Origin of the sequence: Shewanella inventionis, from assembly GCF_019931735.1 — a bacterium.
In the GTDB taxonomy this organism is placed as follows: Bacteria; Pseudomonadota; Gammaproteobacteria; order Enterobacterales; family Shewanellaceae; genus Shewanella; species Shewanella inventionis.
Map to the genome: position 1 here is coordinate 1,189,088 of NZ_CP082926.1, position 19,488 is coordinate 1,208,575.

At 42.5% G+C, this 19,488-nt stretch carries 22 protein-coding genes; 14 read left to right on the plus strand and 8 right to left on the minus strand.

Annotated features, from left to right (window positions below):
- Window positions 1-81: 81 nt before the first annotated feature.
- From lptB to K8B83_RS05485, 6 genes are read right to left on the minus strand one after another with little or no spacing between them, the layout of a single operon-like run.
- Window positions 82-813 carry an LPS export ABC transporter ATP-binding protein gene (lptB, locus tag K8B83_RS05460; protein ID WP_188736340.1) on the minus strand — a complete coding sequence of 244 codons (732 nt, stop codon included), beginning with the start codon at window positions 811-813 and terminating at the stop codon, window positions 82-84.
- Window positions 810-1,388, minus strand: coding sequence for a lipopolysaccharide transport periplasmic protein LptA (gene lptA, locus K8B83_RS05465; RefSeq protein WP_188736342.1), 579 nt, complete (start codon window positions 1,386-1,388; stop codon window positions 810-812). The genes lptB and lptA overlap by 4 nt, the downstream gene beginning before the upstream one ends.
- Complete coding sequence (gene lptC, locus K8B83_RS05470) at window positions 1,375-1,935, minus strand: LPS export ABC transporter periplasmic protein LptC (protein ID WP_188736344.1); 561 nt, start codon at window positions 1,933-1,935, stop codon at window positions 1,375-1,377. The genes lptA and lptC overlap by 14 nt, the downstream gene beginning before the upstream one ends.
- Window positions 1,932-2,483, minus strand: a complete 552-nt coding sequence (kdsC, locus tag K8B83_RS05475; RefSeq protein ID WP_188736519.1) for a 3-deoxy-manno-octulosonate-8-phosphatase KdsC — start codon at window positions 2,481-2,483, stop codon at window positions 1,932-1,934. Before kdsC ends, lptC begins: the two co-directional genes overlap by 4 nt.
- Window positions 2,484-2,497: 14 nt before the next feature.
- Window positions 2,498-3,475 carry a KpsF/GutQ family sugar-phosphate isomerase gene (locus tag K8B83_RS05480; protein WP_188736346.1) on the minus strand — a complete coding sequence of 326 codons (978 nt, stop codon included), beginning with the start codon at window positions 3,473-3,475 and terminating at the stop codon, window positions 2,498-2,500.
- Between the two features lie 43 nt (window positions 3,476-3,518).
- Window positions 3,519-4,481, minus strand: coding sequence for a calcium/sodium antiporter (locus K8B83_RS05485; RefSeq protein ID WP_188736348.1), 963 nt, complete (start codon window positions 4,479-4,481; stop codon window positions 3,519-3,521).
- A gap of 188 nt (window positions 4,482-4,669) precedes the next feature.
- On the opposite strand from K8B83_RS05485, the gene K8B83_RS05490 reads away from it, so the two are divergent.
- The 7 genes from K8B83_RS05490 (at window position 4,670) to murA (ending at window position 9,350) form a co-directional block, all read left to right on the plus strand.
- Entirely contained in the window at window positions 4,670-5,494 is an 825-nt protein-coding gene (locus K8B83_RS05490; RefSeq protein WP_373284852.1) for an ATP-binding cassette domain-containing protein, read from the plus strand.
- A gap of 13 nt (window positions 5,495-5,507) precedes the next feature.
- Window positions 5,508-6,266: a lipid asymmetry maintenance ABC transporter permease subunit MlaE gene (gene mlaE, locus K8B83_RS05495; protein ID WP_373284857.1), complete on the plus strand. Its 759-nt coding sequence runs from the start codon at window positions 5,508-5,510 to the stop codon at window positions 6,264-6,266.
- A 41-nt stretch (window positions 6,267-6,307) separates the two neighbouring features.
- The gene (mlaD, locus tag K8B83_RS05500) at window positions 6,308-6,778 is read left to right on the plus strand and encodes an outer membrane lipid asymmetry maintenance protein MlaD (protein ID WP_188736354.1); all 471 of its coding nucleotides are present in this window, start codon (window positions 6,308-6,310) and stop codon (window positions 6,776-6,778) included.
- Window positions 6,779-6,846: 68 nt separating this feature from the next.
- The gene (locus K8B83_RS05505; RefSeq protein WP_373284858.1) at window positions 6,847-7,461 is read left to right on the plus strand and encodes an MlaC/ttg2D family ABC transporter substrate-binding protein; all 615 of its coding nucleotides are present in this window, start codon (window positions 6,847-6,849) and stop codon (window positions 7,459-7,461) included.
- Window positions 7,458-7,757 carry an STAS domain-containing protein gene (locus tag K8B83_RS05510; protein ID WP_188736358.1) on the plus strand — a complete coding sequence of 100 codons (300 nt, stop codon included), beginning with the start codon at window positions 7,458-7,460 and terminating at the stop codon, window positions 7,755-7,757. The genes K8B83_RS05505 and K8B83_RS05510 overlap by 4 nt, the downstream gene beginning before the upstream one ends.
- Before the next feature lie 67 nt (window positions 7,758-7,824).
- Window positions 7,825-8,076 (plus strand): BolA family protein, encoded by a 252-nt coding sequence (locus tag K8B83_RS05515; RefSeq protein WP_160052686.1) that lies wholly within the window; start codon window positions 7,825-7,827, stop codon window positions 8,074-8,076.
- 14 nt (window positions 8,077-8,090) lie between these two features.
- Window positions 8,091-9,350 carry a UDP-N-acetylglucosamine 1-carboxyvinyltransferase gene (gene murA, locus K8B83_RS05520; protein WP_188736360.1) on the plus strand — a complete coding sequence of 420 codons (1,260 nt, stop codon included), beginning with the start codon at window positions 8,091-8,093 and terminating at the stop codon, window positions 9,348-9,350.
- 77 nt (window positions 9,351-9,427) lie between these two features.
- Here the strand turns inward: murA and degS are convergent, their stop codons facing one another.
- Complete coding sequence (degS, locus tag K8B83_RS05525) at window positions 9,428-10,507, minus strand: outer membrane-stress sensor serine endopeptidase DegS (protein WP_188736362.1); 1,080 nt, start codon at window positions 10,505-10,507, stop codon at window positions 9,428-9,430.
- A 175-nt stretch (window positions 10,508-10,682) separates the two neighbouring features.
- Window positions 10,683-12,032, minus strand: coding sequence for a Do family serine endopeptidase DegQ (gene degQ, locus K8B83_RS05530; protein ID WP_188736364.1), 1,350 nt, complete (start codon window positions 12,030-12,032; stop codon window positions 10,683-10,685).
- 299 nt (window positions 12,033-12,331) lie between these two features.
- Here degQ and zapE point away from each other — a divergent pair, with 299 nt between their 5' ends.
- The 7 genes from zapE to rnr all read left to right on the plus strand — a co-directional run bounded on the left by zapE (window position 12,332) and on the right by rnr (window position 19,488).
- On the plus strand, window positions 12,332-13,444 hold the full coding sequence (zapE, locus tag K8B83_RS05535; protein WP_188736366.1) for a cell division protein ZapE: 1,113 nt from the start codon (window positions 12,332-12,334) through the stop codon (window positions 13,442-13,444).
- Window positions 13,445-13,692: 248 nt separating this feature from the next.
- Entirely contained in the window at window positions 13,693-14,121 is a 429-nt protein-coding gene (gene rplM, locus K8B83_RS05540) for a 50S ribosomal protein L13 (RefSeq protein WP_188736368.1), read from the plus strand.
- 17 nt (window positions 14,122-14,138) lie between these two features.
- The gene (rpsI, locus tag K8B83_RS05545; RefSeq protein WP_188736369.1) at window positions 14,139-14,531 is read left to right on the plus strand and encodes a 30S ribosomal protein S9; all 393 of its coding nucleotides are present in this window, start codon (window positions 14,139-14,141) and stop codon (window positions 14,529-14,531) included.
- A 146-nt stretch (window positions 14,532-14,677) separates the two neighbouring features.
- Window positions 14,678-14,863: a DUF2065 domain-containing protein gene (locus tag K8B83_RS05550; protein ID WP_188736371.1), complete on the plus strand. Its 186-nt coding sequence runs from the start codon at window positions 14,678-14,680 to the stop codon at window positions 14,861-14,863.
- Between the two features lie 72 nt (window positions 14,864-14,935).
- The gene (locus tag K8B83_RS05555) at window positions 14,936-16,231 is read left to right on the plus strand and encodes an adenylosuccinate synthase (protein WP_188736374.1); all 1,296 of its coding nucleotides are present in this window, start codon (window positions 14,936-14,938) and stop codon (window positions 16,229-16,231) included.
- Window positions 16,232-16,377: 146 nt separating this feature from the next.
- The gene (locus tag K8B83_RS05560) at window positions 16,378-16,995 is read left to right on the plus strand and encodes a tetratricopeptide repeat protein (RefSeq protein ID WP_188736376.1); all 618 of its coding nucleotides are present in this window, start codon (window positions 16,378-16,380) and stop codon (window positions 16,993-16,995) included.
- Between the two features lie 36 nt (window positions 16,996-17,031).
- Entirely contained in the window at window positions 17,032-19,488 is a 2,457-nt protein-coding gene (rnr, locus tag K8B83_RS05565; protein WP_188736379.1) for a ribonuclease R, read from the plus strand.

A 19,488-nucleotide genomic window follows, 5' to 3' on the forward strand; every position in this document is an offset into this window, starting at 1 on the left:
CACATACGTCGGTGTCATATAACGCTATTTCGGTATCGTTCAACGCAATGAATTAGATAGGTTAAAAGACTTATCACTTAACTATAGCTTGAATTGTTCACCTAAGTACACAGCTCGAACTTGTTGATTGCTCAAGATCTCATCAGGTGTGCCTTCTGCAATTAAATTTCCTTGACTTACAATGTAAGCTCTCTCGCATACGTCAAGTGTTTCGCGCACATTATGGTCGGTGATAAGTACCCCTAAACCACGGCTTTTAAGCTGTTGAATAATTTTTTTAATGTCGATAACAGAGATAGGGTCAACACCGGCAAAGGGCTCATCAAGTAAAATAAATTTGGGGTTGGCAGCCAATGCTCGGGCAATCTCTACACGCCGACGCTCACCACCCGATAACGACATACCCTGGCTGTCGCGAATATGGGTAATGTGAAACTCTTCAAGAAGGTGTTGAAGCTGCTCAATGCGCTCATCATTACTGAGTTCTTTGCGCGTTTGTAACACGGCCATGATATTGTCATGCACGGTGAGTTTACGAAAAATACTGGCTTCTTGCGGTAAATAGCCAATACCTTTGCGGGCTCTTAGGTGCATTGGATCTGATGTTAGATCATCGTTATCGATTAAAATACGGCCTTTATCGCTTTTAACTAATCCAACAACCATATAAAACGTTGTTGTCTTACCGGCGCCATTTGGGCCCAATAAACCTACTATTTGCCCCGTTTTAACAGTTAAGCTTACGTCTTTTACGACTTGGCGAGCTTTGTAGCTTTTGGCTAAGTTTTCAGCGGTTAGGGTAATTTGGGTCATGGTTTAATCTGCTTGTTAACTGGGATCTCGGGCAGCTTTTGTTTAGGTGCTGACTCGTCTTGGAAGTTTTCAGGCTGAATAATGGTGATAACACGATCTTGGCCTTTACCCGTGCTTTCAGCGATGAGCTCCTGGGCTTTAATATTGTATTTAATCAGGTTGCCCGTTACCTGGCTGCCAGCTTGGTCGAGTTTAGCATTACCGGTTAGGGTTAGCGTGGTTGTGGCAAGGTCATAGCTGATTTCGTTAGCACTGGCTGTACCGATTTTGCCATCATCTAATTCTTGAGAAAACGTTGCTGGTTTGCCTGTGGCGATTAGGCGTTTTGACGCGCTATTTTCTGGTGTAAAAGCGCGTAGCTCATCGGCATTAATGTTAATTGTACCTTGCACAACAGTAACTGGGCCGTTAAAGACGATTTGATTGTTTTTAATGTCGGCAGACTGGCTCACCGCAGCAATTTTTAGCTCTTGCTTTAGATCACCTTGTTTGGCCATTACTGGCATGCTCAGCATACAAAGTAAACCACTCAATAGCACAGCGGCATTGGCGCGATGTCGTTTATTGTGACTCATATGTTCCTTCTACTTGGCTTAGTAGCGATAATTTTTGCGAATTCAAGTCAGCATGTAGGCCTAAACCTTGAATCATAAACCCTTTACCTTTGATATACACCATATCTTGTGAACTGCCTATCATGGTTGATAAATCAAGGGCGACAGCTTGCGTTGTTAATGACTGTAAAGGCTCTTCGATATCTATGGCGTCGATAATAACATTATTTTCTAAGCTGACCTGATTGGTTTGTTTATTTAATTGACCTCTATCTGCGCTGAGTTGCCATTGGGCTTTGCCATTTTCTGGGTAAATTAAATAAACTGGCTCTGTAAAATGGGTGATGTCACTCGAAGCGTAGTGTTCCATGTGTTTTGCAGTCACTTTACTTTCTATAAAACCTTGCGCGTTGAATTCGGTCGTTTTAAGGTCATCAGCGATAAAGTCTGGGCGTTCGACACCCACAACTTGAATCGCATCCATTTCGCTACGTTTCACTTGTGTTTGCCAGTACAGCGCAAGTGCAAGGCCAAAAAAAGCAGTAATCCCTATGGTGACTCTGTTCATATACTCATACCATGGGCGCCAGCAAATTTGTCTTGGCTGAGGAGGAGTAGATCGGTGAGCTCACGCAGAGCGCCATGGCCACCATTGATACTGGTGGTCATATGGCAATGTTGTTTTACAAAGGGGTGACCATCTGCAACACAAACAGCAAGACCCACCGCTTTCATTACTGGCAAATCAACCATGTCGTCACCAATGTAGGCCACTTCGTCGGGCGTGACATTATATAAAGACAATAATGCTTCAAATGGCTCAAATTTATTATCAATACCCTGATAGATATGTTGCACACCCAAAGCTGTCATGCGGGTTTCAACAATTTTGGATTTACGACCTGTGATCACGGCAACATGAATACCGCTGGTGAGTGCGGAGCGTACGCCGTAACCATCACGAGTGTGGAATGCTTTTAATTCTTCGCCTGCATTACTTAAATAAATTCTGCCGTCAGAAAAAACGCCGTCTACATCGCAAATCAGCAGTTTGATTTTTTTAGCACGTTGCCAAATATCGTCGCTGATGGGGCCGTAAAATCCTTGATGAATCATTGTGTCTGACATGGTTAAATAACTCCTGCTTTAACCATATCGAGCATATTGAGTGCGCCGATAGGTTGATGATGTTGGTTTACGACAATCAGTCCGTTAATATTTTTTGCTTCCATAATTTGCAGCGCTTGTGCTGCTAAAATGCCGCTTGGACTGGTGACACAATTTTTGGTCATGACTTGCGAAATAGGGGTGGTGCGTAAGTTGACTTCAGCATCTATGATGCGTCGTAAATCTCCATCGGTAAAAATACCCACTAGGGTGTTGGATTTATCAACGATGGCCGTCATACCTAAGCCTTTTTTAGAGATCTCATATAACGCCTCAGTAATGCAGATATCATCGCTTACGATGGGCAAACGCTCACCGAGATGCATAATATCTTCAACTTTTAATAGCAATTTACGGCCTAATGCGCCACCCGGATGAGATAGGGCAAAATCGTCACGGGTAAACCCTTTGGCCTGCAGCAAGGTAATTGCTAATGCGTCTCCCATAACCAAGGTGGCTGTTGTGCTGGAGGTTGGCGCTAATCCAAGTGGGCAAGCTTCTTCTTTTACTTCAATACAAAGATGGATTTTGGCTAACCGTGCCATATTAGACTCAGGTTTACCGGTAATGGCAATTACGGGCACCCCCATTCGTTGTATCACTGGAAGTAGGGTTAAAATTTCGCTCGACTCGCCTGAATTAGAGATAGCAAGTACTATGTCATTTTTATCGAGTGCGCCTAAATCGCCATGACTGGCTTCGCCTGGGTGTACAAAAAACGCTGGGGTTCCTGTACTGGCAAAAGTGGCTGAGATTTTATTGCCAATATGGCCAGATTTTCCCATGCCCATAACAATGACTTTGCCTTTGCACTGCAAAATAAGATCACAGGCTTGAGCAAATTCAACTGAGTCAACATATTGGTATAAATTATCCAGTGCTGCTTTCTCGATATCGATGACCTTGCGGCCCCATAGGCGAAACTGCGTTTGATCTACCATGCGTGTCTCTCTTTTGTTTAATACTTAACCTTTATGCTCCAACTTAATGGGATTGAAACACAGCAATTTGGTACGCAATAAAGGTGACTAATAATAGGACACCATGCCAACGGGTTAGTTGCTTTTTGGCGCCTGTTGATAACACTAAAACGGCTAATGCTGTACTTGTACCTAATGCCATGTAGAAATCTCTACCGCTAGCTTGTGCATCGATCACGCCCGGTGCAATCAGCCCTGGTATGGCAAGTACCGCTAAAATGTTAAATAAATTAGAACCGACGATATTGCCGATGGCTAAATCGTCTTCTTTTTTCAATACTCCAGCAATACAAGCTGCAAGTTCTGGCAAACTGGTGCCAACAGCAATAATGGTTAACCCGATGACTAAATCTGATAAGCCATAAAATTTTGCAATTCCTACAGCGCCATCAACCATCCAACCTGCTGATAGTGGTAACAATATGATACCAACAATTATCCAAATGATAGCATGAAAGGTTGGGACGTTTTTAGGGATCTCTGATTCCAATTCTTCATCCATTGCGTCTGGGCTTTTATTACCAGTGGCTTGCCAAATGAAGTAGCCCATTACTGCAACAAATAGTATCGCGAGCAGTATGCCCTCAGTACGAGTTAATAAGCCATCATGTAGGTTATAACCTGCAAAAACAGTTGCGGCTAACATTAAAGGTATTTCACGTTTAAGGGTTTGAGAACCGACACTGATTGCACCCAGTAAGGCGGTTAGACCTAAAATTAATGTTATGTTAGCAATATTTGAACCTAACACATTGCCAATAGCCGTATCGCGCATACCATCCATTGACGCAGTTGCCGCAACAAACATTTCGGGGGCTGAACTACCCATTGCGACAATAGTCAATCCAATGAGCATGGGGGGTAAACCTAAATTACGTGCAAATGCCGCTGCGCCGTAAACAAATTTATCAGCACTCCAAACTAACACTGCAAGGCCTGCAATTAACATTAAGATATTAACTAGCATGTGATCCCTATAATAGTAAGTAATTAGCGGGCATTTTCGCTGGATTTTCACTAAATTGAAAGCATTGCACATTAATTGTATGAGCAATGAGCATTGGTTATATGGATATAGTTGTAGCTTAATGGACAATTACAGTACAATTTGCGCTTCATCTTCTTCTAAGGAAGGCTGTTATCTCTACAACACCGATGCCTGATATGAGTAATTCAAATAATTCCCCTTTGGTTGAAATAAACCATTTGGCGTTTAGCCATGGTTCACGAGTGATTTATAAAGACATTTCGTTATCGATACCGAAAGGTAAAGTGACGGCAATTATGGGGCCGAGTGGAATTGGTAAAACGACTTTACTTAAATTGATAGGTGGGCAACTTACACCTACTAGCGGTCAAATTTTATTTGATGGCCATGATGTTCATAAATTAAAGCGCGAAGATCTCTTTGAACTACGTAAACGTATGAGTATGTTGTTTCAAAGTGGTGCCATGTTTACCGACCTTAATGTATTCGATAACGTTGCATTTGCTTTGCGAGAACATTCTGGTTTACCCGAAGATATTATTCGTACAATTGTGTTAATGAAATTACAAGCCGTTGGGCTTCGTGGGGCAGCATACTTGATGCCAAACGAATTATCTGGCGGTATGCAACGCAGGGCTGCGTTAGCCCGTGCGATTGCGCTTGAGCCAGAAATGATTCTGTATGACGAGCCCTTTGCTGGCCAGGACCCTATTTCTATGGGGATGTTGGTTAAATTGATCCGTGAGCTGTCAGATACGTTAAAACTAACCTCTGTTGTTGTCTCTCATGATGTGGATGAAGTATTAGGTATTGCTGATTATGTTTATGTTATCGCCGAGAAAAAAGTGATTGCTCACGGAACACCAGAGCAACTTCGTTTGTCTGACAACCCGCAGTTAATTCAGTTTATCCAAGGCGCACCTGATGGTCCGGTGCCATTTCATTATCCTGCCGAGGATTATCAAAAGGAGTTATTGCGTGGGCGTAATTGATAACATTGCCAATATGGGCAAAAACGCATTAAAAATGGTTTCTGGTTTAGGCCGTGCTGGTTTGATGTTGTGGGGCGCGATTGTTAGGGTGCCTAATATTAAAAAAGGTTTACCATTACTTACCAAGCAAATTTATGTGCTCGGTGTTCGCTCTATGGTGATCATCTTGGTATCGGGCTTGTTTATTGGCATGGTACTGGCGTTGCAGGGCTACAATATTTTGGTGGGGTTTGGCACTGAAGAGAGTTTAGGCCCAATGGTTGCGCTAAGCTTACTGCGTGAATTAGGACCAGTTGTCGCAGCCTTGTTGTTTGCTGGGCGAGCAGGCTCTGCATTGACGGCTGAAATTGGCTTAATGAAATCGACAGAGCAGTTATCAAGTTTAGAAATGATGGCTATTGACCCATTAAGGCAAATTATTGCACCTCGCTTTTGGGCTGGGGTGATAAGTATGCCGCTACTGGCGCTTATGTTTAGCCTAGTGGGTATTTTTGGTGGTCATCTGGTCGGTGTTGAATGGAAAGGAATCGATAGCGGTGCATTTTGGTCTATTCTGCAAGCGTCTGTAGAGTGGGAACAAGATATCGTTAACTGTTTGATTAAAAGTTTAATTTTTGGAGTTGTTGTGACCTGGATAGCCTTGTATAGAGGCTATGAGGTACAACCAAATCCTGAAGGTATTAGCCGTGCAACAACATCAACCGTTGTGCAGGCCAGTTTAGCTGTTTTAGCGCTGGACTTTTTGCTCACTGCAATCATGTTCGGAAATTAAGGTTTTTTCATTGTTTAGTTTAATTGAAGTGGTTTAAGAGTATGTTGACACGGAAAATTGAGTTACTTGTAGGCGTGTTTTTATTGTCTGGTTTATTGGCTTTTTGTGTATTGGTATTTAACGTTGCCAATGTAGAAGTGAAAGCAAATGACCAAACTTATACATTAGTGGCCGAGTTCAATAATATCGGCGGGTTAAAAGTGCGTTCACCGGTGAAAGTCGGCGGTGTCGTGGTGGGGCGTGTGACTGACATTACGCTTGATGCTAACAAGTTGATCCCGGTAGTCACCTTGACTATGGATAAACGTTATGATCAGTTCCCTGAAACAAGCAGTTTAGCCATTTTAACGTCAGGCCTACTTGGCGAACAATTTATAGGTTTAACTCCAGGCTTTATGGACGATGATATCGCTATGCTTGCTAATGGTGATAAAGTTCATGACACGCGTGGTGCATTAATTTTAGAAGATTTAATCGGCCAGCTTTTGTACAGCATGTCGTCTAAAGAATAAATAGGAGCTATATAATGAAAGCACTTTTTAGTCGTGTAATTGCTTTATGTTTGGTGGGTAGCGCTGTTATGAGTTCTGTCACAATAGCGGCTAATGACGAGATCAATACCAATGATCCGTATGAAATGATAAAACAAGTTGCGAATAAAACCTTTGATCGTTTTAAGCAAGATAGAGCGTTAATTGATAGCGATTTAAGTCACTTAAAAGTGATTGTTAATGAAGAATTAATGCCATACGTTGATTACAAATATGCCGCTTATAAAGTGATGGGCCAATATTTGCGCGACACCACTCCAGATCAACGTGACCGTTTTGTTGAAGCATTTGAGGGATATTTAGTCGCAACCTATGCGCAAGCATTGACAGAATATACCAATCAAGCGGTTGAGTTTGATCCAGCGACCGATTTTAAAAACGAAAAAATAGTCGAAGTTAACGTACAAATTATCGAAAAAGGCCGTCCACCGATTAAAGTTCAATTTAAAGCTCGTCGCTTGAAAGACAATACCTGGAAAGCATTCGATTTGGTGGCCGAAGGCGTCAGTTTGCTTGCGTCAAAGCAATCTGAGATCTCAAACTTGATCCGTCAACAAGGTATCGAAGCGGTGATCTCAATGTTGAACGACAAAACTAAGCAGAAAATTGACCGTCAACCCGAAAAAGAAGCAGCTGCAGCGTGATTAAGTTTACTCAACAAGAGCAACAATGCTTTGTGAGCGGTCGATTAACTCAGGTTGAAGTCAAACAATTATGGCCTAAACGCCAAGAGTTGTTTACTGCTTCAACCCAAGTGATAGACTTGGCCGCCTTAGAATACGTAGACAGTGCTGGCGTAGCGTTATTACTGGCATTAGTTAAATTAACTCATCCTGGCACAGAAGATAAAAGCCCATATCGTCAGCTGGTTAACCCCAGTGAACAGCTCATGAAAATGATAGAGCTATATGATTTAGATGCTTTTTTTGGCCAAAATTAGTGTAGTAAGCCATGATTGATAAGTCATGGTTTTGCACATCAGCTTTAGAGTAAAGGTAATAGATTTCATGGATTGCAAGGTGATTGAACAAATATTAACTGAGGCTTTGTCGTTGACAGAGGCTCACGTCACTTCAGATGGTAGCCATTATAAAGTAGTAGCCGTTGGAGAATGCTTTGATGGCCTTAGCCGAGTCAAGCAACAACAAGCTATTTATGCTCCATTGTCAGAGCAGATTGCCAGTGGCGAATTGCACGCACTAACGATTAAAACATTTACGCCGACCCAGTGGAAGCGTGAAAAACTCTTCAACATGTAATACTGAGATTCACAGTGGATAAATTAACAATTAAAGCCAGCAAACCGCTTGCTGGTGAAGTAGTGATCTCTGGCGCAAAAAATGCCGCGTTGCCAATTTTAATGGCGGGTGTGCTAGCCCAAACAGATTTTATTGTCTCTAACGTCCCTAATTTACGCGACGTTAATACCAGTTGTGAACTCCTACGTTGCTTAGGTGCTGAAGTTGAACAACTTGAAAACAGCAGGGTGCGTATTTCGACAACTCATTTAAATGAGTATTGTGCGCCGTATGATCTGGTTAAAACGATGCGTGCCTCAATCCTTATATTAGGACCTCTACTGGCGCGTTATGGTACTGCTGACGTGTCTTTGCCTGGTGGGTGCGCCATTGGTGCACGACCAGTGAACTTGCATTTGCATGGTTTAGAGCTAATGGGCGCAAAAATCGAAGTGCAAGAAGGTTACATTAAAGCGCGAGTTGATGGTCGCCTGAAAGGTGCACATATCTTTATGGATATGGTCAGTGTAGGTGCTACAGAAAACCTATTAATGGCAGCCTCTTTGGCCGAGGGAACAACCGTTATAGAAAATGCTGCCCGCGAACCAGAAGTGACTGATTTAGCCAATTGCTTAATTGCCATGGGCGCTAAAATTTCAGGTGTTGGTACAGCAACATTGACCATTGAAGGTGTAGAGCGTTTATCGGGTTGTGAATACCGTGTGATGCCAGATCGTATTGAAACCGGTTCATTTTTAGTCGCAGCAGCGGTAACTCGCGGTAAAATTCGTTGTGTGTCAGCAGATCCTAGTGCATTAGAGGCTGTATTATTAAAGCTTGAAGATGCAGGTGCGACAATTACTACTGGTGAAGATTGGATTGAGCTTGATATGCATGGCAAGCGTCCTAAAGCTGTGAATATTAAAACCGCGCCTTATCCAGCGTTTCCGACTGACATGCAGGCTCAATTTTGTGTGTTAAATGCGCTTGCTGAAGGTACTGGCCGAGTGACCGAAACGATTTTTGAAAATCGTTTTATGCACGTGCCTGAAATGAGCCGAATGGGGGCTAATATCGAATTAGAAGGTAATACCTGTATTATTCATGGTATTGAACGTTTAAACGGTGCTCAAGTTATGGCAACTGATTTACGTGCTTCAGCCAGTCTAGTGATTGCAGGATTAATGGCTGATGGTATTACAACCGTAGATCGCATCTATCACCTAGATCGTGGCTACGAGCATATTGAAGCTAAGTTCCAGGGCCTTGGTGCTGAAGTCATTCGGGTGAAATAATTTTTTATTTTACTTAAGTTGAGCTCACATAAAAAAGCCATTCATTGTGTAATGAATGGCTTTTTTGTTGGTTGGTATTAATCTAGATCGTTAGCTTTTTCAGCGATGATGACAGGCAATGATTGTTGTTTACCTTCGCGAATAATGGTCATAATCACTTTGGTACCTGGCGGCGTTTCCGCAATGCGGTCTAGCAACATTTCAACACCGGGGACATCTTCACCGTTATATTGCGTAATAACATCTCTTGGTGATAACCGTGCTCGGGCTGCTGGGCCATCAGGATCTATGCCTGTTACCAGCACACCTTTTAAGTCGGGCAGATTAAGAATTTGTGCAACCACAGGATTTAAAGGCTCGCCAGAAATACCCAATGCCCCACGGATCACGCGGCCATGTTTAATTAACTTATCCATAATGCTATGGGCTAATTTAATCGGAATGGCAAAACTGATGCCATTTCCGCCACTGTCTCCACCCACTTGAAATGCTGCGGTGTTGATGCCTATCAACTCACCACTGGTATCAATTAATGCCCCGCCAGAATTACCCGCATTAATGGCGGCGTCTGTTTGTAAAAAGTCTAAATATCCTGAACTTAAGCCGTTGCGGCCGGTAGCGCTAATAATGCCCTGGGTAATTGTTTGGCCAATATTGTAAGGATTACCGATGGCGAGTACGACATCGCCGACTTGAGCAGGGTTATTTAGGTTGTAAGGGACAATAGGTAAACTATCACCTTCTATTTTAAGGACGGCTAAATCAGTAACTGGATCAGAACCTACTACTTCAGAGGTGAATTTTCGCCCGTCTTGAAGCGCGATAACGATTTCGTCGGCTTTTTTGATTACGTGATAATTCGTCAGTACATAACCATCTTTACTCATGATCACACCAGAGCCTAAACCTTGCAGTGAACTTGAATTTAATGGATTACGTTGATCGATACTCAGGCTGTATATATTCGCCACAGCAGGTGCTGCGCGACGTACCGCTTTAGCAAAAGACAATTCTGAGCCGCCGTTGTGTACGTTAGACAGGCCAGTATTGAGAGAATTATTAGGCAATAAAGAGGTGATAACTAAAAATACAGCTGCCATGATCAGGCCAAATACCACAGCTTTTATTATATAGATACATGTGTCTTTAACGTTCATGGCCTAGGATTTGTTGAAGAAAATTAGGCTTATACTAACATAGCTTAAAAAATTAAGCATCGGTGCTCTAGGGCATCGATGCTTAATTGTTGAACTTATATTGCACTCACTGTCACCTCAAGATTGGCAACGCAACAGCTGACAGTGGATCGCCATGCTGTTAAACCATGAGCGACTATCGTAATACTAGATAGAGTAAATTATTGTCTCTCAGTATTTTTAGTGCCACAGAACTTTGATTTTCTTTCAATGCTTCTTTTAATACCTTTAAACTCGATATTTTGCTGCGATTGAGACCCACAATTAAATCGCCTTTTTGTAAACCACTCATTGCAGCTGGTGAGCCTTGGGCAATTTCGGTGATTTCAATTCCTTTTTTGGTGTCTTCTAGCGTTGCCCCTTGCAACATAGGGTGCACATTGCCAGCTTCTGCTTCTACTTTATCGGCTTCACCTAGCGTCGCTTTGATGGTCTTTTTATCTCCATCGCGAATGATACCAAACTCAACTTCTGCACCTGCGCCCATAGTGGCCACTTTGGCACGGAGTTCTTGGAATGTTTTAATACTGCGCCCGTTAAGGCTCACAATGATGTCGCCTGCTTTTATGCCCGCTTTATCGGCTGCACTTTTGGGCATGACTTCGTTAACGAAACCACCGTGTTGAGTGTCTAAACCAAATGCTTTGGCAAGCTCGTTATCAAGATCTCGGCCCGAAACCCCTAACACTCCTCGTCTAACTTCGCCATGCTCAATAATTTGTTCAATTAGGTTATTAACCATGTTTGCAGGAATGGCAAAGCCAATGCCAACATTACCGCCATTAGGTGCCACAATTGCGGTGTTGATACCAATGAGCTCACCTTTTAAGTTGACTAATGCCCCACCGGAATTACCACTATTAATTGCAGCGTCTGTTTGAATAAAGTTTTCTAGCATTTCAATTCCTAACCCACTGCGGCCAAGAGCACTGACAATACCAGATGTTACTGTTTGCCCTAAACCAAACGGGTTACCAATAGCCACTGCAAAATCACCAACTCGAATATTATCTGAATCAGTTTGTTTGATTGCGGTGAGGTTTTTGGCTTCGATTTGCAGCAAGGCAATATCAGACTCTTTGTCGGCCCCAATCAACTTAGCTTTTATTTCACGGCCGTCATGCAGACCAATTTGAATGTCATCTGCACCATTAATCACGTGATTGTTAGTCACTATGTAACCCTTAGCGGCATCGATGATCACCCCAGAACCTAACCCTCTAAACGGGCGTTCTTGTACTTGCTCTTGTGGTGCATTTGGGCCAAAGAAATAACGAAATACATCAGGTACTCGTTGTTTTGAAACCTGGGTACCAGATACTGCAACAGACACCACAGCAGGAGTGGTGCGTTCTAACATAGGTGCAAGGCTTGGTAGTGCCTGACCATCAACTGACTGAGGGATCGCAGAGTGAGACACTGCGGGAAACATAGTTAGCGATGCTGTTAATAATGCTGCAGAAAGTAAGCTTAATTTTGTTTTCATGTTTAGGTAGCTCCTAGATGCATTCAACTCTATACACAAAATATGGGATTGAAAGCATGATTTCAAAGTTAAATATCGTTAATCAATTTGGAATTAGGTTTGGCGGACTAATGAATTGACATCGCCAATTAAATGTAAAAATAAAATCGGTAATCCTGAGTTAATGATTCAGAGTAAAGCACAGATTGTTAGTTCCATTTTGATTAACAAAGCTTAATTTGATCGTTTAAGCCGGTTACTCGTATTGATTATTTAATGTTATTATCGCCGCAATTAATTGATGTAAGAGAGTCTTTATCGTGTCGCAGTTAACCCCCTGGCAGCATTATCAGCAAGACCTTACCCGAGAAGATTTTTCACATGATGCCGCCCAAGAGCAGGCAGTTAAGTCATTACAACGTGTTTATGATGAACTCATTAATGCAAATAAACCGGCTTCGGGATTGTCCAAATTATTTTCTGTAGTCGGCGTAAAAACAAAGCCTGTCCCTGTGAAAGGGTTATATTTATGGGGCGGAGTTGGGCGTGGTAAAACTTATTTAATGGATACATTTTATGATGCATTGCCTGGAAAACGTAAATTACGGGCGCATTTTCATCGGTTTATGCATCAAATCCACCATGAACTTGACGGCTTAAAAGGCGTGCAAGATCCACTTGTGAGCATTGCAAAGAAAATGGCTGGACAATATCAGGTCATTTGTTTTGATGAGTTTTTTGTTTCTGATATTACCGATGCCATGTTGCTAGGCACTTTGTTTCAAGAATTGTTTAAGCATGGTGTCGCTTTGGTGGCCACCTCAAATATCATACCAGACGAATTATACAAAAATGGTTTGCAGCGGGTTCGTTTCTTACCTGCAATCGCATTAATTAATCAACATTGTGAAATTCTGAATGTGGATTCTGGTATTGATTATCGCTTACGTACCTTAGAGCAGGCTGAGATTTATCACTATCCACTTGATGAGCAAGCAGATATTAATTTACTGCATTATTTTGCCCAATTAGCGCCAGAATCAGAGGTGCAGACCGCCGCGATTGATATTGATGGGCGTGCTATTAAAATTCGCCAACAATCACAGGGCGTTTTGCTGATTAACTTCAGAGACTTGTGCGATGGTCCACGTTCGCAGCGTGACTATATGGAAATTGCATGTCTTTACCATACAGTATTGCTCAGTGGTATTGAGCAAATGGGTGCCCAACAAACGGGTGATGATATCGCTAGGCGATTTTTAGCCATGGTCGATGAGTTTTATGAGCGTAACGTAAAATTGATCGTATCAGCGCAAATTAAATTAGAAGATATTTATACCGATGGTCAGCTTACTTTTGAGTTTAGGCGTTGTCGTTCTCGTTTAATTGAAATGCAATCAAGAGATTACCTAGCCTTAGAACACTTACCCTAATACTAAGTTTCATGGGTAAATTACTGGTAAATGTCATTCGAGTAATTAATTTAAAATATTCTGAAAAAGCAGGTGATCTTTAGGTTCTCTTTGCGTATAATCTGCGGCCTGCCCGCGTTAACCGCCTATCTGGGCGGAAGTTAGAAACCAATATTCGAGCTCGAAGGGGCAAGAATCGGTAATTTTGTGTTGATTGCAACCGGCAGTCAGCATGTGAGACAGAAAATTAACTTTGGGTTTTTGTAATAATGAAGACTTTTACTGCTACACCAGAAACTGTAACTCGTGACTGGTACGTTGTTGACGCTGAAGGCAAAACTTTAGGTCGTATCGCAACTGAAATCGCAACTCGCTTACGTGGCAAGCATAAGCCAGAATACACTCCACACGTTGATACTGGTGATTACATCATCGTTATCAATGCTGAAAAAGTGACTGTAACTGGTAATAAAGCTGCTGGTAAGATTTACTACTCTCACTCAGGCTTCATTGGTGGCATTAAGCAAATCAGCTTTGAGAAGCTTCAAGCTCACAAGCCTGAAATGATCATCGAGAAAGCAGTTAAGGGTATGTTACCAAAAGGTCCTTTGGGCCGTGCTATGTTCCGTAAACTTAAAGTTTACGCTGGCGCAGAACATAACCATGCTGCACAACAACCACAAGTTCTTGATATCTAAACGGGAGAAGTAAGCAAATGTCTGCAACTCAGTACTACGGCACTGGCCGTCGCAAAACATCTACAGCTCGCGTTTTCGCTAAAGCAGGTAGTGGCAATATTATCGTAAACCAACGTCCTTTAGATGTGTACTTTGGTCGTGAAACTGCTCGTATGGTTGTTCGTCAGCCATTAGAGTTAGTTGAAATGACTGAAAAATTAGACATCTATGTAACAGTTAAAGGCGGTGGTATTACTGGCCAAGCTGGTGCAATTCGTCACGGTATTACCCGTGCACTTATGCAACTAGATGAAGCTTTACGTCCTACATTACGTACCGCTGGTTTTGTTACCCGTGATGCTCGTAAAGTTGAACGTAAGAAAGTTGGTCTACGTAAAGCACGTCGTAAACCACAATTCTCTAAGCGTTAATTCGTTTATTGGATTCAAAAAACCCAGCTTATGCTGGGTTTTTTATTACCTAAAATTAAGCTGAATAAATTGTTTATTTTTGTGCATAATCCATATCAATAAGCCGATCTTAAGATGGCCAACATTTTTATATTTGAGGTATTAGCATGAGTTTAGAATTATTAATGACGGCATTTGGCTTGGTTTTAATTATTGAAGGGCTAGGGCCATTACTTTTTCCTAACAAATGGCAAAAATATTTATTTGAGCTTTCTACACAAAAGCAAAATGTTCTCAGACGCTTAGGTGGAAGTCTTGTTACCGCAGGTGTCGTTTTATTGATTATTTTTTAATAAAATACTTGCCTATAACCCCCTAAAATCTGTTAAAATTCTATTTTATACCACAAGACGTTGCAGCTAATAATGGGCAAAAATGTAGTCGTACTCGGAACCCAATGGGGTGACGAAGGCAAAGGTAAGATTGTCGACCTTTTAACAGAACAGGCAAAATACGTAGTTCGTTACCAAGGCGGCCACAATGCCGGTCATACTTTGGTGATTGATGGTGAAAAAACCGTTCTTCATCTTATTCCGTCAGGAATTTTACGTGATAACGTAAAATGTATTATCGGTAATGGTGTTGTACTGGCTCCTGATGCATTGATGAAAGAAATCAATATGCTAAAAGGGCGCGGTGTACCTGTAGAAGAGCGTCTACTTATTTCTGAAGCATGTCCGCTTATTCTACCATTCCATTGTGCACTTGATATCGCTCGCGAAAAAGCGCGTGGTAATAAAGCTATTGGTACTACTGGTCGCGGTATTGGCCCTGCATATGAAGATAAAATCTCACGTCGTGGTTTACGCGTTGGTGATTTATTTAATGCAGAGTTATTTGCGACTAAGTTACAAGAAGTTATGAAATATCATAACTTTATGCTAACTGAGTATTACCAAGCGGAAGCGGTTGATTACCAGCAAACCCTAGATGATGCATTAGCGATTGCTGATTACCTAAAGAGCATGTGTACTGACGTAACAGAAATGTTAGACGTTGCGCGCAAAGCTGGTGAGCCAATTTTATTTGAAGGCGCACAAGGTACATTGTTGGACATTGACCACGGTACTTATCCTTTTGTGACCTCATCAAATACCACTGCCGGTGGTGTTGCTACAGGTTCAGGATTTGGTCCTCGTCACTTAGATTACGTGCTTGGTATTATGAAAGCATATACCACACGTGTTGGTGCAGGTCCGTTCCCAACAGAACTTGCCAATGAAATCGGTGATTACATCGGAGAAAAAGGCCAAGAGTTTGGTGCAACAACAGGTCGTAAGCGTCGTCCAGGTTGGTTGGATGCAGTGGCAATGCGCCGTGCTGTTCAAATTAACAGCGTAAGCGGTTTCTGTTTAACTAAATTAGACGTTTTAGACGGTCTAAAAGAAGTTAAAATTTGTGTTGGTTATGAATATCCTGATGGTACAGTTTCAAAGGTAACCCCTTTAGCTGCTGAAGGTTATGAGATGGTTAAGCCAATCTATGAAACCATGCCTGGTTGGAGTGAAGTCACTTTTGGTGCAACCTCTATTGAGCAGTTACCTCAAGCGGCAATCAATTATATCAAGCGTATCGAAGAGCTTTTAGAAACGCCAGTTGATATTATTTCTACTGGTCCGGATAGAAATGAAACCATGATTTTGGTTAATCCGTTCAAGTAAGACTAAAAGGCCGCGCTAAGCGGCCTTTTTTTATCGCCGTGCATTTGCCGTTGTGATGATTAAAATATAAATTGGGTTCATGTGCGATTCAAGAAATGCGCTATACTGCCGATGGATAAGTCATCATAGTGTTATTGAGAATTCTTATGTTGCGTATATCGTTAGTTCTTTTAAGCCTGCTTTCTATAAATGCCTTTGCGTTGACTGAGGCTGTCGATATTTATAGCGATAAACAACTGATTTCACTTATTCAATCAAATCAATATTTACAGCGCGTACAGGCAGATGAGTGCCAATTAGTACAAGATATCGAAGCCCGAGCTGAAGTGTTAAAGCAGCCTTTATATCAATTTTTATGGGCTGAGATGCTCAATCACGGTGTTTGTGTTAAAGCACATCCGTCAAGAGGCATGAGGTTATTGCAAACATCAGCTGAGCAAGGTAGCTCAGAAGCGATGGTTAAATTGGCGGATTACTATTATCGCGGTAAACTAGTGTTGAAAAACCCTGACCGTGCAGTTCAATACGTATTGCCTGCTGCAGCAAATGGCCATTTAGACGCCAGAATGATGCTCGTGCGTTTGTTTGGTGAGGGTTACGGTAGCCCGACTGACTATGAAATGGGTTATCATTGGTTATATAACAGTATTTTTGATGATGATGCTCAGCAGAAAAAAGCGTCATCTTTATTGCAGGTGTTAGCTGCAAAAATGCCCGCCAGTATTGTGGCCAGGGCGCAGCAGTCTCAGCTGTATACACGTTAAGGCTCCATAGAATGGAGCGAATTATTTGGAAATTGAATGATCAACGATCCTCATTTTGAGAGAGAGCAAGACAAGTACGACAACCCTATTCCTAGCCGCGAGTACATTTTAGAGTATTTGCGTGCGCAAAAGTCTCCTGTTAGCCGCGATAAAATTGCCGAAGCGCTTAATATTACCGACGAAGAACCTTTAGAGGCGCTCCGTCGACGCTTGCGCGCCATGGAACGTGACGGGCAATTAGTGTTTACTCGCGGACAAAGCTACGGCTTACCTGAGCGAATGGACTTATTATCAGGCAGCGTAATAGGTCATCGCGATGGGTTTGGTTTTTTTAAACCGGACGAAGGCGGTGACGACCTGTTTATCAATAATCGCGATATGCTGATGTATTTTCATGGCGATAAAGTCTTGGCACAAAAAGCCGGTACCGACCGTCGTGGACGCCGTGAAGCACGTATTGTTCGTTTGGTACAAGAACGAACGGCTGCTTTAGTTGGGCGTTATCATGTCGATGGTGGCATGGGCTTTGTGATCGCCGATGATCGCCGCATCACTCAAGAAATTTTAATCGATAACAACGATCGTAATGGTGCAAGAGCCGGTGATGTCGTTGTAGTTGAACTCACCCGCCGTCCAGGCCGTTTTGTTAAAGCTGCAGCTAAAGTGACTGAAGTGCTTGGGAAAACGATGGCGCCAGGCATGGAAATCGAAATTGCACTGCGTAATTACGATTTACCACACACCTGGTCTGCCGTGATTGAGAAAAAGCTTAAGCGAATTCCAGACGAAGTGCCTGACTCTGACAAAGAAGGTCGCGTCGATTTACGCCACTTACCTCTGGTGACTATTGACGGTGAAGATGCCCGTGACTTTGATGATGCGGTTTATGCCGAAGTCAAACCAAGTGGTGGTTGGCGTTTATGGGTTGCGATTGCTGATGTGAGTCATTATGTTAGAACCGACTCGGCCCTAGATATTGAAGCTAGAGCTCGTGGTAATTCAGTGTATTTTCCGTCACAAGTCATCCCTATGCTGCCGGAAAAAATCTCTAATGGTTTATGTTCATTAAAGCCGCATGTTGATCGTTTGTGCATGGTTGCAGAGATGACTATTTCTGCCGCTGGAAAATTATCGGGTACTAAATTTTACCCTGCTGTGATGCATTCTCATGCTCGGTTTACCTATACTCAGGTCGCCGCAATGCTTGAAGGGGGGCCTATTGCTCCTGAGCATGAAGCATTGTTTCCGCATTTATTGTGCTTACAGTCCTTGTATCTTACGTTAGATGAGCGCCGCGCTGAACGTGGAGCTATTGCTTTTGAAACTTTGGAAACTCAGTTTATTTTCAATGAACAACGTAAAATTGAAAAAATTGTTCCAAGGGCTCGTAATCAAGCACATAAAATTATTGAAGAATGCATGATTTTGGCAAACGTGGCATCAGCTAAGTTTGTTAAAAAGCACAAAGGTGAAGTGTTATATCGGGTGCACGAAGCACCGTCTGAGCAAAAGCTGGCAAACTTTAAAGAGTTTCTTGCTGAGCGTGGTTTGAGCATGGATGGTGGCTTAGAACCGACGCCAACAGATTATCAAAACTTGATGTTAAAGATTGCTGATAGGCCGGACTTTGAGCTGATACAAGTGATGCTGTTGCGTTCAATGCGCCAAGCCATTTACACGCCAGACAACGAAGGGCACTTCGGTTTAGCCTTAGAAGCCTACTCGCACTTTACCTCGCCAATTCGTCGCTACCCTGATTTAATATTGCATAGAGTGATCAAATATTTACTCGCAAAAGAACAGGGTGAAATTAAAGATAAGTGGACATCAGACGGTGGCTACCAATATCAGCTTGAAGAACTCGATTTACTCGGTGAAGAATGTTCAACAACAGAGCGACGTGCAGATGAAGCCACTCGTGATGTGAGCGATTGGCTAAAGTGTGAGTACATGCAAGATCATGTTGGCGACACATTTGATGCCGTTATTGCCTCAGTCACTAGCTTTGGCTTGTTTGTTCGCTTAAACGAGCTGTTTATTGATGGTTTGGTTCATATTTCAAGCTTAGCGAGTGATTACTATCAGTTTGATCCAATGCGTCAGCGTTTAATTGGTGAAAACACTCGTCAAGTGTATCAAGTGGGTGATGAGGTGACGGTTAAAGTTGCTGCCGTGAATTTAGATGACCGTCAAATTGACCTGTTGATGGAAGGTGATAGTGGTAAAGGCCGTGGCAAAAAACCACGAACAGGCAATAAACCGCTGACCGCTCGCGAGCGTGCTAACCTTGAAGGCGCAAAATTAGCAAGCAATTCATCTAATAAAAAGTCGGATAAACCCAAAGCGCGTAAAAGTCGTTCAGGTGATAAATCTACAGTCGCTAAAAAGCCTGTTGGTGCGAAAAAGTCATCACCCAAAACCAAAGGCTCGGATGCTGCTAAAACCAAATCTACAGTAAAGAAAACCCCTGCCAAGCGCAGCAAGAGAAAGTAA